This is a genomic window from Mycobacterium sp. IS-3022 (genome assembly GCF_001500065.1).
Lineage (GTDB): Bacteria > Actinomycetota > Actinomycetes > Mycobacteriales > Mycobacteriaceae > Mycobacterium.
The window spans coordinates 24,755-35,879 of sequence record NZ_LQIN01000022.1 but is presented as its reverse complement, the minus strand read 5'-3'; the positions used below and the strand labels follow the sequence as shown (position 1 = coordinate 35,879).

The 11,125-nt window shown below is 67.2% G+C and carries 10 protein-coding genes, 1 tRNA gene and 1 pseudogene; 5 read left to right on the top strand and 7 right to left on the bottom strand.

Annotated features, from left to right (window positions below; all coding sequences use genetic code 11):
* Positions 1-132: 132 nt before the first annotated feature.
* A tRNA-Tyr gene (locus tag AU188_RS14275) sits at positions 133-218 on the bottom strand.
* 118 nt (positions 219-336) lie between these two features.
* Here AU188_RS14275 and AU188_RS14270 point away from each other — a divergent pair.
* On the top strand, positions 337-828 hold the full coding sequence (locus AU188_RS14270; RefSeq protein WP_059164355.1) for a YajQ family cyclic di-GMP-binding protein: 492 nt from the start codon (positions 337-339) through the stop codon (positions 826-828).
* A gap of 59 nt (positions 829-887) precedes the next feature.
* Positions 888-1,913 (top strand): NAD(P)H-dependent glycerol-3-phosphate dehydrogenase, encoded by a 1,026-nt coding sequence (locus AU188_RS14265; protein WP_059164354.1) that lies wholly within the window; start codon positions 888-890, stop codon positions 1,911-1,913.
* A 4-nt stretch (positions 1,914-1,917) separates the two neighbouring features.
* Here the strand turns inward: AU188_RS14265 and AU188_RS14260 are convergent, their stop codons facing one another.
* Entirely contained in the window at positions 1,918-2,490 is a 573-nt protein-coding gene (locus tag AU188_RS14260; protein WP_059164363.1) for a hypothetical protein, read from the bottom strand.
* Positions 2,491-2,630: 140 nt separating this feature from the next.
* On the opposite strand from AU188_RS14260, the gene AU188_RS14255 reads away from it, so the two are divergent.
* Positions 2,631-3,803, top strand: coding sequence for a flavin-containing monooxygenase (locus AU188_RS14255; RefSeq protein WP_059164353.1), 1,173 nt, complete (start codon positions 2,631-2,633; stop codon positions 3,801-3,803).
* Here AU188_RS14255 and AU188_RS14250 read toward each other — a convergent pair.
* The 3 genes from AU188_RS14250 to grcC1 all read right to left on the bottom strand — a co-directional run bounded on the left by AU188_RS14250 (position 3,771) and on the right by grcC1 (position 6,924).
* Positions 3,771-4,835 (bottom strand): helix-turn-helix transcriptional regulator, encoded by a 1,065-nt coding sequence (locus AU188_RS14250; RefSeq protein ID WP_059164352.1) that lies wholly within the window; start codon positions 4,833-4,835, stop codon positions 3,771-3,773. The two genes, AU188_RS14255 and AU188_RS14250, sit on opposite strands and share 33 nt — an antisense overlap.
* A 131-nt stretch (positions 4,836-4,966) precedes the next feature.
* Entirely contained in the window at positions 4,967-5,848 is an 882-nt protein-coding gene (gene htpX, locus AU188_RS14245; RefSeq protein ID WP_059164351.1) for a zinc metalloprotease HtpX, read from the bottom strand.
* Positions 5,849-5,916: 68 nt separating this feature from the next.
* On the bottom strand, positions 5,917-6,924 hold the full coding sequence (grcC1, locus tag AU188_RS14240) for a nonaprenyl/(2E,6E)-farnesyl/geranylgeranyl diphosphat synthase (protein ID WP_172799506.1): 1,008 nt from the start codon (positions 6,922-6,924) through the stop codon (positions 5,917-5,919).
* A gap of 21 nt (positions 6,925-6,945) precedes the next feature.
* Between grcC1 and menJ the strand changes: the two genes are divergently transcribed.
* Positions 6,946-8,166 (top strand): menaquinone reductase MenJ, encoded by a 1,221-nt coding sequence (menJ, locus tag AU188_RS14235; RefSeq protein WP_059164349.1) that lies wholly within the window; start codon positions 6,946-6,948, stop codon positions 8,164-8,166.
* On the opposite strand, the gene AU188_RS14230 is transcribed toward menJ, so the two are convergent.
* Positions 8,163-8,429, bottom strand: coding sequence for a hypothetical protein (locus tag AU188_RS14230; RefSeq protein WP_059164348.1), 267 nt, complete (start codon positions 8,427-8,429; stop codon positions 8,163-8,165). The two genes, menJ and AU188_RS14230, sit on opposite strands and share 4 nt — an antisense overlap.
* Positions 8,430-8,473: 44 nt before the next feature.
* Between AU188_RS14230 and AU188_RS25000 the strand changes: the two are divergent.
* Positions 8,474-8,889 (top strand): annotated as a pseudogene (locus AU188_RS25000) (GAF domain-containing protein).
* A 361-nt stretch (positions 8,890-9,250) separates the two neighbouring features.
* On the opposite strand, the gene AU188_RS14220 reads toward AU188_RS25000, so the two are convergent.
* Positions 9,251-11,029, bottom strand: a complete 1,779-nt coding sequence (locus AU188_RS14220) for a hydroxysqualene dehydroxylase (RefSeq protein WP_059164346.1) — start codon at positions 11,027-11,029, stop codon at positions 9,251-9,253.
* Positions 11,030-11,125 lie beyond the last annotated feature (96 nt).

Genomic DNA, 11,125 nt, shown 5'->3' with positions numbered 1-11,125 from the left:
CTGATCCGCGAGCTAACCATCGACCCGACCAGGGACTACCAACCCCGAAACGTGCCCTGCGGCCGACCAAAGAAAAAAGCCCTGAACCCCAAACGCAGGTTCAGAGCTATTCCGATGTCTTGACACATCACATGGTGGCAGGTGCAGGATTCGAACCTGCGTAGGCGTAAGCCGACGGATTTACAGTCCGCTCCCATTGGCCGCTCGGGCAACCTGCCTGGGTGCTGCACCGCCGGATGACCCGGTTTGGTGCGACTAGCAGGGTACAACGAGGATGGGCCCAAGACGAAAACGGCACCAAAGCATCAGCAGACCAAGCAAGGAGGAACGGATCCAATGGCGGATTCATCGTTCGACGTCGTGAGCAAGGTCGACCGCCAGGAGGTGGACAACGCGCTGAACCAGGCCGCCAAGGAGCTGGCCACCCGCTACGACTTCCGCGGCACCGACACGTCCATCGAGTGGCAGGGCGAGGAGACGGTCGTCATCACCAGCTCGACCGAAGAGCGCGCCAAGGCAGCCGTCGACGTGTTCAAAGAAAAGCTCGTCCGCCGCGACATCTCGATGAAGGCGTTCGATGCCGGCGATCCGCAGGCGTCGGGCAAGACCTACAAGGTGAGCGGCCAGATCAAGCAGGGCATCACCAGCGAGCAGGCCAAGAAGATCACCAAGCTGATCCGCGACGAAGGCCCCAAGGGCGTCAAGGCGCAGATCCAGGGCGACGAGATTCGGGTCAGCTCGAAGAAGCGCGACGATTTGCAGGCCGTCATCGGGCTGCTCAAGGGCGCGGACCTCGACGTTGCGCTGCAGTTCGTCAACTACCGCTAGACGCCCTCGCGTTCGCAATTACGCCCTCGCCGCCGGACGACGGTCATACCCTGATCGGCATGGCACCTGCGAAACGTGATCCCAAAGTCGTCGTCCTCGGTGGAGGCTCCTGGGGCACCACCGTGGCGTCCATCTGCGCACGCCGCGGGCCGACGCTGCAGTGGGTGCGTTCCGCGGAGACCGCCGAGGACATCAACGACAACCACCGCAACACGAAGTACCTCGGCAACGAGGTCGAGCTCCCGCAGAGCCTGAAGGCGACGACCGACTTCACCGAGGCGGCGACGGCCGCCGACGTCATCGTCATGGGCGTGCCGTCGCACGGCTTCCGCGGCGTGCTCACCGAACTGGCCAAGGAGTTGCGGCCATGGGTGCCGGTGGTGTCGCTGGTAAAGGGTCTGGAGCAGGGCACCAACCACCGGATGAGCCAGATCGTCGCCGAGGTGTTGCCCGGACATCCGGCCGGGATCCTGGCCGGGCCGAACATCGCACGCGAGGTGGCCGAGGGGTACGCCGCCGCCGCGGTGCTCGCCATGCCCGACCCGCAACTCGCCGCGAACTTGGCAAACCTGTTCCGCACCAAGCGGTTTCGCACCTACACCACCGACGACGTGGTCGGCGTCGAAATGGCGGGGGCATTGAAGAACGTCTACGCGATCGCGGTCGGCATGGGCTACTCCCTCGGCATCGGGGAGAACACCCGGGCGATGGTGATGGCCCGCGCGGTCCGCGAGATGTCCAAGCTCGGCGAGGCGACGGGCGGGCATCGCGACACGTTCGCCGGCCTGGCGGGGATGGGCGATCTGATCGTCACGTGCACCAGCCAGCGCAGCCGCAACCGCCACGTCGGCGAGCAGTTGGGGGCCGGCAAACCCATCGACGAGATCATCGCATCGATGAACCAAGTCGCCGAGGGAGTCAAGGCCGCCAGTGTGATCATGGAATTCGCTGACCAGTACGGGATCTCGATGCCGATCGCGCGCGAGGTCGACGCGGTGGTCAACCACGGCGCCAGCGTCGAGGACGCCTACCGCGGCCTGATGGTCGAGAAACCCGGCCACGAGGTGCACGGCGCCGGGTTCTAACGCCCTAGTTGAAGAACGGGTTCGTGCCCTCGGGCCGATCCAGTAGCGGATCCTTGCCGCCGTTGATGATGTGGCTGCCAGCAGGCGTCAACACGAAACCGGACTGGTTGCGGCTGTCCGAACACGTTGTCACCCCGCCTTCGCTGCCGCAGCTGACGGTCTGATAGCTGATCCGCGAGCCGGCCGGAAGCGACTTGACCTCACCGACACTCGCGAACACGTCGGCCGTCGTCGCGGAGAATTGCGGCACGCCCGGGCCGCCGCTGACGAAGTTCGCGCCGTTCGGTGCGGCCGGGATCGCACCGCTGCAGCCGTAGCCGCCGTTGCGTTGCAGCACGCACGTCAGCCCGTCCGGCGTCCGAAACGCGTACCAGTGGCCGTCCATCACCGCGTACTCGGACAGCTTCACCGGCGCCAGCGAGTTGACGTTCGGTGGGGCCGGCGCCGGTTCCGGCGGCTGCGCCGCGGCGATACCCGCCACACCGATCAGGGCCGCCGCCGCGGACCCCACGACACCGATCAACACCCTGTTCAGCACGGTCCACACCCTAAGGGGTGCGGCCGGGACTCGCAGCATACGGATCACATCGGCGCCGAACACCGCATCGTTACCCACCTCGATCGGATACGAGCGAAAACCCCCCATCTGCGGGGTGGCGGCCGCCGCGACTCGGGCCGACGCTGGACTCCTGGCGAGGGCTCACGCGGGGAGGGGTCATGGCAACCGACAACAGCGTGCTGGTAGTCGGCAGCGGTCCGGCCGGGTTGGCATGCGCCGCCGAACTGCTGGCGCGCGGGGTGGACGCGACCGTCGTCGAACGCGGCACGCAGATCGGCGCCGCCTGGGCACATCGGTACGACGCCCTGCGGTTCAACACCTGCCGCCGCAACTCGGCCCTGCCCGGTGCGCCTTTTCCGCGTCATTTCGGGCAGTTCCCGACCCGCGACCAGTACGTCGACTACCTGCAGACGTATGCCGCGCGCAGGCGCGTTCCCGTCCGGTTGGGCGTCGACGTGCGCCGGCTCGACCCGGCTCCCGGCGGTGGCTGGGACGTCGTCACCACCCGAGGCGCTCAGCGGGTCCGCCAGGTCGTGGTGGCGACCGGCATCTTCAACCGGCCCTTACTTCCCGACTGGGCCGAGGGCCACGCCTTCGCCGGTCGCGTGGTGCACGCCGCGCAGTATCGCAACGCCACGGCGTTCGCGGGGCAACGTGTGCTCGTCGCCGGCGCCGGCTCCACCGGGCTCGAGATCGCCTACGAGCTGAGCCGCTCCGGTTGTCCGGAGGTGACGCTGGCCGTCCGCACCCCACCGAACATCCTGCTGCGCGAGGTCGGTGGCTTGCCCGCCGACCTGCCGCTGCCGCTGTTTCTGCGGCTGCCCACCGGGCTCGTCGACAAGATGCTGCAAGCCATGCAACGCCGGGTTATCGGCGATCTGAGCGGCTTCGGCCTCGCCGCGCCTCGGGAGGGGCCGATCGCTGGGCTCAAGCGCCGCGGCGCCGGCACGGCGATCGTCGACCGCGAAGTGATCGACGCGATCCGGGACCGCTCGCTGCGTGTGGTGCCGGCCGTCGACCGGTTGGAAGAGCGCGGGGCGGTGCTCGTCGACGGCACCACGGTGCAGGTTGACAGCATCATCGCGGCCACCGGATACCGGACCGGGCTGGACGCCATGGTCGGTCATCTCGACGTCCTCGACCAGCACGGCATGCCACGCGACGGGTGCGGCGGCGAGACCTTGCCGGGATTGCGCTTCGTCGGCTACGTGTACCGGCCCGGCCTGACGAAGTTCGTCGGCGGGCTGGCCCGCCGGGTGGCCGACGACATCGCGGCGCAGTTGTCGGCTTCGAAGCCGCTAATGCCGGACGACGAGGTCCTGCGACAGTAACGCGGCCAGCTCCGGGCGGCTGTTCACGCCGAGCTTGGCGAAGATCGCCTTGATGTGGCCTCGCAACGTCTCGGAGGTGATCCACAGCCGAGCGGCGATGTCCCTGGTGGACATGCCGGTCAACAACAGCTGCGTGATCTCCTTTTCGCGACGGGTCAGTTGGTGCAGGTGAACGAGGACAGGCGCGATGTCTGAACGACGGGCCTGCTCCAAAACCACTGCAGTGCGGCCCGTTCCGGGTCCATCACGATCGAGACGGATTCCTCGCACTACCAGCCAGTCGCCGTTGCGGCTCCTGGTGCGCGCCATCGCGGGCTCGCCGACACCGTGCTCGGCGAGGGCGCGGGCTTGGTGTGCCACCTCGTGCAGCACGATCGCGGTCTCCAGGCGTTCGTCGTCGACGGGGCCGAGCCACTCGGTGACCTGAGGAGTCATCGACTCGACGGTGCCGTCATCGGCGAGTATCAGCAATGCAGCCGGGCCGGGGCTGGTCGGGCCGGGCTGGCTCGCCAGCTGTAAGCACGCGCGAATCGCGTTGCCCACGTGCGGGCAGAGCCTGGCCATGGCCGCGACCTCGTCGTCGGTGAAGAACGGATCGGTGGCGCGGCGGGTCAGGCAGAAATGCCCCCAAGTCGCCGCACCGGAGCTGAACACGCCTCGCATCTCGTCGCCGTATCCGTTGGGCCGGTACACCTTCGACCAGCGGGCGCTGCGACTGAGGTCTCCGCCGGTGACTGCGCTCAGAGATGCCGCCGGAACGTCGCGGTGGGCCAGGTCGACGAACTTGTTGACGTCATCTGTCGTGAGCTCACATTCGATCAACGCGAGATGCTGTGCACGCGAGACGTTTTCGGCGTACACGCCGGTGAGCAGCAGCGTATCGGGGTCGGTGAGCAACCATCCCGCTGCCTCATAAGCGATGTCGTTTCGTACCTCCGCGGCAACCGCAGCGAGCAGTTCGATCGGGTCTTGGCCACGCGCGCAGATGCGGGTGACTCGTTCTTCCAGCCGGCTCAGCCGGCACCCTGGCATCGCCGGCCACCACCCTTCTGTGCGTTCGACGCAACGCGTCCTTGACCGGTCCGCTTTCCGTTCTACTCCGATCGTGCGATTTCGGTGCTCAAAGCTGCGCTGAGCGCAACCGGCGACACCGAATTCGCGTGTCAGTAGTGGCCCGGTCCTCGGCCCGCCATCGCCTCCAGCCGCGCGATCCGGTCGGCGATCGGCGGGTGCGTGGAGAACAGCTTGCCGATGCGCTCGCCCGCGCGGAACGGGTTGGCGATCATCAGATGCGCCTGATCGGCCAGCTTGGGGTCCGGCGGCAGCGGCGCCTGCTCGACGCCGACGCTGATCTTGCGCAGCGCGCTGGCCAACGCCAACGGATCGCCCGTCAACTCCGCACCCGACTGGTCGGCCTGATACTCGCGCGAGCGCGACACCGCCAGCCGGATCACCATCGCCGCGATCGGACCCAACAGCGAAACCAACAGAATCGCAAACGGATTCGCGCTGCCTTCGCGGTTGCCGCCGAACAGGGTCGCGAAGTACGCGATGTTGGCCAGCGCGGTGATGACGGCGGCCATCGCACCGGCCACACTCGAGATCAGGATGTCGCGGTTGTAGACGTGCGACAGTTCGTGGCCGAGCACCGCACGCAGTTCACGTTCGTTGAGGATCTGCAGGATGCCCGTCGTGCAGCACACCGCGGCGTTGCGCGGATTGCGGCCCGTCGCGAACGCGTTCGGTGCGGCGGTGTCACTGATGTAGAGCCGCGGCATCGGCTGGCGCGCGGTGGTCGCCAACTCGCGGACGATGCGGTACATCACCGGCGCCTGCATCTCGGTGACCGGCTGGGCGTGCATCGCGCGCAGCGAGAGCTTGTCGCTGTTGAAGTACATGTAGGCGTTCATGCCGACGGCGAACAGCACCGCCAGGCCGATGAGCGCCGTGTTGCGGAACAGCGCCGCGATGAACACGATCAGCGCCGAGAACCCCACCAGCAGAGCGAACGTCTTGGCGGTGTTCGCGTGCGGATGCCAGGTCATCGCTTCCTCCTTCAGACCAAGAACTCCGCTGAGTCAACGCTTAGCCGGGCTCCGCAAGTTCCGCCCGGTCAGCCGTGCCGGTTAACCGTGTAATCGACCAGCATCGCCAGGGCGTGCCGGCCCGGTCCCTCGGGCAGGTTGGCGAGCTCCTCGCGGGCCTGCACGGCATACTGCGCGACGGTCCGCTTGGCCTTCAGCATCCCGGGCGAGCCGCGCAGCAGCTGCAGCGCCTCGGCGACGTCGGCGTCGTTCTGCACCGGCCCGGCCAGCAGCTCTCGCAACCGGTCGCCGTCGGGACCCGCCTCGCGCAACGCGTAGAGCACGGGAAGGGTGTGCACGCCCTCGCGCAGATCCGTGCCGGGAACCTTGCCGGATTCGTCCGGATCGCTGTCGATGTCGATGATGTCGTCGGAGATCTGGAACGCGGTGCCGACGATGCCGCCGAGGCGGCTCAACCGCTCGATCTGCTCCTCGTCGGCGCCGGAGAACGTCGCGCCGAACCGGCCGGACGCCGCAATCAGGCATGCGGTCTTCTCGTAGACGACCTTGAGGTAGTGCTCGACGGAGTCGACGTGCTCGGCGGCGCCGCGGGTCTCGCGCATCTGGCCGGTCACCAACTGGGCGAAGGTGTCGGCGATGATGCGCACCGCCTCGGGCCCGAGCCGGCTGACGAGGCGCGACGCCGTGGCGAACAGATAGTCGCCCGCCAGGATCGCGATGTTGTTGCCCCAGCGGGCGTTGGCGCTGTCGGCGCCGCGGCGGACCTCCGCCTCGTCCATCACGTCGTCGTGGTACAGGGTCGCCAGGTGCACCAGCTCGATGACCGCGCCGGCGACCGTGACCTGCCACGCGTCGGGCTCAGGGCCCAGCTGGGCCGACAGCACGGTGAACAGCGGACGGAACCGCTTGCCACCCGCCTGGAACAGGTGCTGGACCGCGTCTGCCATCAGCTCGTCGGCTTTGCCCAGCTCAGTGGCCATCAGGTCCTCGATGCGGGCCACGCCGTCCCGGACATCCTGCGCAAAGGCGGGATCCCCGAAGTCAACCCCCGCCACCACGGTCGCTGGTGTCCTCACCCTGCCAACATACTGGGAACCATGGATACGCGAGCGGACGTGGTTGTCGTGGGGGCCGGCCCTGCCGGTTCTGCTGCCGCGGCATGGGCATGTCGCGCCGGCCGCGATGTGGTCGTCATCGACTCGGCGCAGTTTCCGCGCGACAAGGCCTGCGGCGACGGGCTCACCCCGCGCGCGGTGCTGGAGATGCAGCGGCTGGGCCTGGGTTCGTGGCTGGCCGGGCGGGTACAGCACCGCGGCTTGCGGATGTCGGGGTTCGGCGCCGACGTCGAAGTCGAGTGGCCGGGTCCGTCGTTCCCGACGACGTCGAGCGCCGTGCCGCGGACCGAACTCGACGACCGGATCCGCATGGTGGCGTCCGACGACGGTGCGAAAATGATGCTCGGCGTGAAAGCCGTTGATGTGCGCCATGATTCGTCGGGCCGCGCGGAGGCGGTGGTGCTCGACTCGGGCGCCGAGATCGGGTGTGGTGAGCTGATCGTCGCCGACGGCGCACGTTCGACGCTGGGGCGTGTGTTGGGCCGCAAGTGGCATCAGGAGACGGTCTACGGCGTGGCGGTCCGCGGGTACATCGCCACGCCGCGGGCAAGCGAGCCGTGGATCACGTCACACCTGGAACTGCGCTCGCCGGAGGGCAAGGTGCTGCCCGGGTACGGCTGGATCTTCCCGCTCGGCAACGGCGAGGTGAACATCGGCGTCGGGGCGCTCGCCACCGCGAAGCGCCCGGCCGACGCGGCGCTGCGGCCGCTGATGTCGTACTACACGAAGCTGCGCCGCGAAGAGTGGGGCTTCGACGGTGAACCCCGCGCCGGACTGTCGGCGCTGCTGCCGATGGGCGGAGCGGTGTCGGGCGTCGCCGGGCCGAACTGGATGCTGATCGGCGACGCCGCCGCATGCGTCAACCCGTTGAACGGCGAAGGCATCGACTACGGGCTCGAGACCGGCCGGCTGGCGGCCGAATTGCTGGGCACCGGCGATCTGACCGCGGCGTGGCCGGCGGTGCTCTCGGCCCACTACGCACGCGGGTTCTCCGTGGCCCGCAGGCTGGCCCTGCTGTTGACGTTCCCGCGGTTCCTGCCGTCGACGGGACCTCTCGCCATGCGGTCGGCGGCGCTGATGACCATCGCGGTCCGGGTGATGGGCAATTTCGTCACCGACGAGGACGAGGACTGGACCGCCCGGGTCTGGCGCGGCGCCGGCCTGCTGTCGCAGCGCATCGACGACCGCGCGCCGTTCAGCTAGCCGTCATCGCGCCTGCGCTGCATCCACTCAGCGACCTTGAGCGAGAGACGGACGTCAGCGGGCGCTTTGTTCGGCGCGGTGGAGGCGGTGAGGCCCAACGCGATGAGCACGTCGGCGGCCGTGATGAACAAACCGATCCAATACGCCCACTTCATGGTGTGGTCCGGCTGGGAGGTGAAGTACATGATCAGAAAGATCGGCCCGACGATGCCGAAGACGAACATCATCGCCTGAAATATCAGGTAACGCTTGAACGTCTCCATCGCACGGCAGAATATCGCGGGTGGCTCAGGTGTACCGGGCTCCGATGCGGTCCCGCCGCGACGACATCGATCCGCAACCGGCGATCGACCGCGCCCTCGCAAAGTGTCTCGTCGGGTTCGGCGACGCGGGGTTCGGTGACCGGTTGGCTCGTCGAATCGCCCGGTTCGCCGACATCGTCGACGGTCGTTCGTCTGGACCCGCGACGCGGATGGGCTGTTCTGGTTGGGCCGCATCGACGGCCCGTATCGTCGCGACGACGACGCGGATGCCGTCGCCGTCGACCTGGTACACGTGCGGCCGTGCCGCTGGCTTACCGAACCGGTTCTCGAATCCGACGTTCCCACAGCCGTTCTCGCGACGTTCGGCCGAAGCGGACGCAACTTCCAGCAGACCCACAGTCCCGACGTCGGCCCGCAGACGGAACGGATCTGGCACACCCGCGTGAGCCGAAACTTGTAGAGCTCGACTAAATGTAAGGCAAGCTAGCGGAGCTGTTCACCGTCAATTCTCGGGATTACCCTGGCACACAGAGGCGTTCAACTAGGCATCGGCGGAAGGAACCACGATGCTCGGTCTGACAGTTCGATCCATACTTTCCGCGATAGCCCTTGCGGCAACGGCTTTGGGCTTCGCGGCCACCGCACCTGCCACGCCGCAGGGCCCGTGTGCGGACGTGCCTTTTGTCGGCGTGTGTACGCCATGGCGTGATGCACCACGCGGTGCGTCCTCCAACTCGAGGTTCGATCCCACCCTGCCGATCGTCAAAAGCGACCCAGGCAATCCGCAACAGCCCGCCGACTTCGGCTAGCAGGTCGGTCCCTCATCGACCGGGCCAGCGCGTGTCGACGATGTCGAGCAGATGCGGCAGGCCGGCGCGATAGCGGGCGCGATCGGCGTTCTTGAACGGCATCCACCACGGCGCCTGGAACAACTCGACGATCTTCACCATGTCGCCGTTGTAGCCCGAGGCCTGCAGCACGCCGTTGGCGGCATAGCGGCCGCCCTCGTTGGCACCTTCCATGGTGGTGACGTTCTGGTCGGTCTTGATCCACTCGCCGGCGAGAAAGAGATTGTCGATGCCGGTGACCGCGGTCGGACGACGGTTCCATGACCCGGGATCCTGGATGAACAGCGGTTCGTCGTTGCGCACATCGGGCGTACCCGGGTCGATGATCGCGGGGTCCAGGAACCAGGAGTGCACCATGTCGTCGTCGACGACCTTGTCGGTGTCGTTGAGATGGGCCGTGATCTGTGCCCAGGCCTCCTTGGCGATCTCTCGCGGGGTGCAGTCGCGGGCGCTTCTGCGGTTGAAGTTGCCCGGTGTGCTCCAGTCCGAAATGATCGCCGACAGGCACTCTTTGACCGTGCCGTCGCCGTACGTCGTCAGGCTCTTCTTCCAGAACTGCTCTTCGCTGATCGACGTGATCGCCCAACCGGAGTCGACGTAGTTCACATGTCCCTTCGTCACGTCGACGCGCTCCTTGAGGTAGAACATCAGCCCGTTCATCCACTCGGTGCGCAGCAGCGCGATGTTGGCCAGTTGCGGGTCGGCCTCGAGTAGGTCCGGCGTCAGCACCGCGGCCAGTTTCTCGCATGGGATTGCCGAGACGTACCAGTCGGCGGTGACCTGTTGCGGTACCCCGCTGTCGCTGACCACGGTCGCCGCCTGAATGTGCTTGCCGTCGGCGGTGAGCCGCGCGAGTGCCTGGCCGATGCGGAACGTCACGCCCTGCTCGCGTAGGTACTCCACCCAGGGGTCGAGCCACTGCGAGCTCGTCGGGCCGTTGAGCACCCGGTCGAATCCCTTGTTGTCGGAGTCGTTTCCGAACAGCAGGATCGACCAGACCGATGCCTCACCGACCAAACCGATCGAATGTGCGCTGGCGTCTTTGGATTTCGATGCCGCGAGGTTGCGAATGATGCCGTCGGCGAGATAGCGGTTGTATTCGGCGGACTTCTTGTTCGCGCCGATGTAGTCCTCCCACGTCATGTGCTCCCACTGGCCGAGTTTGCGTTCGGTGCTGCTGGTGACGTAGACGGCGAGTTTCTGTGCGGCGTAGATGGCTTCCCATGGCGGCAACCGGAACAGCGTTTCGAAGACGGTGGCCACCGAGTCGATGAACGCCTTCGGCGTGATCGGATTCGGGATCATGGGCAATGGGAACGGCAGCGGGATCGTCAGATCGTGACGCCCGAGCCCGGAATGCAGATACGACGTCGCCCGGGTCAGGTTGTCCCAGGCGCCATTGGCGTTGCCAGGAAACGGAACCCGACGCATCGTGTCGGTGACGTTGCGATAGAAGCCGGGGAAGAACCGGAAACCGTGCTCGGCGGGCAGCGGTGTCGAGCCGGAGTTCGGCACCGGAATGGACCTGGCCTTACCGCCGAGCGCCTTGCGCTCATACACCGTGACGCTGTAGCCGCGCTCGACGAGTTCGTGTGCGGCAGTCAGTCCCGCGATCCCGGCGCCGAAGACCGCGACCGACTTGCCGGGCGCCGCGCGGGCGGTCGGCGGTATCGCCATCAGGGCCGCCGCGGTGGCCGTGCCCATCACGAACGTCCGGCGCGACAACCGTCGCGATTCGCCGCCACCCGACATCCCGCCACCGCCTTGTTCGCGGACCCCGTCGAAGCAATAAGTTAACGGCGATTCTCACGACTGCGTCGTACGACACGCCGGGTGACACCGGTTTCA

Excerpts from the sequence above, each read along its gene's own strand:
- AU188_RS14270 (WP_059164355.1), top strand. The coding sequence starts at position 337 with ATGGCGGATTCATCGTTCGACGTCGTGAGCAAGGTCGACCGCCAGGAG.
- AU188_RS14265 (WP_059164354.1), top strand. The coding sequence starts at position 888 with ATGGCACCTGCGAAACGTGATCCCAAAGTCGTCGTCCTCGGTGGAGGC.
- AU188_RS14260 (WP_059164363.1), bottom strand. The coding sequence starts at position 2,490 with ATGCTGCGAGTCCCGGCCGCACCCCTTAGGGTGTGGACCGTGCTGAAC.
- AU188_RS14255 (WP_059164353.1), top strand. The coding sequence starts at position 2,631 with ATGGCAACCGACAACAGCGTGCTGGTAGTCGGCAGCGGTCCGGCCGGG.
- AU188_RS14250 (WP_059164352.1), bottom strand. The coding sequence starts at position 4,835 with ATGCCAGGGTGCCGGCTGAGCCGGCTGGAAGAACGAGTCACCCGCATC.
- htpX (WP_059164351.1), bottom strand. The coding sequence starts at position 5,848 with ATGACCTGGCATCCGCACGCGAACACCGCCAAGACGTTCGCTCTGCTG.
- menJ (WP_059164349.1), top strand. The coding sequence starts at position 6,946 with ATGGATACGCGAGCGGACGTGGTTGTCGTGGGGGCCGGCCCTGCCGGT.
- AU188_RS14230 (WP_059164348.1), bottom strand. The coding sequence starts at position 8,429 with ATGGAGACGTTCAAGCGTTACCTGATATTTCAGGCGATGATGTTCGTC.
- AU188_RS14220 (WP_059164346.1), bottom strand. The coding sequence starts at position 11,029 with ATGTCGGGTGGCGGCGAATCGCGACGGTTGTCGCGCCGGACGTTCGTG.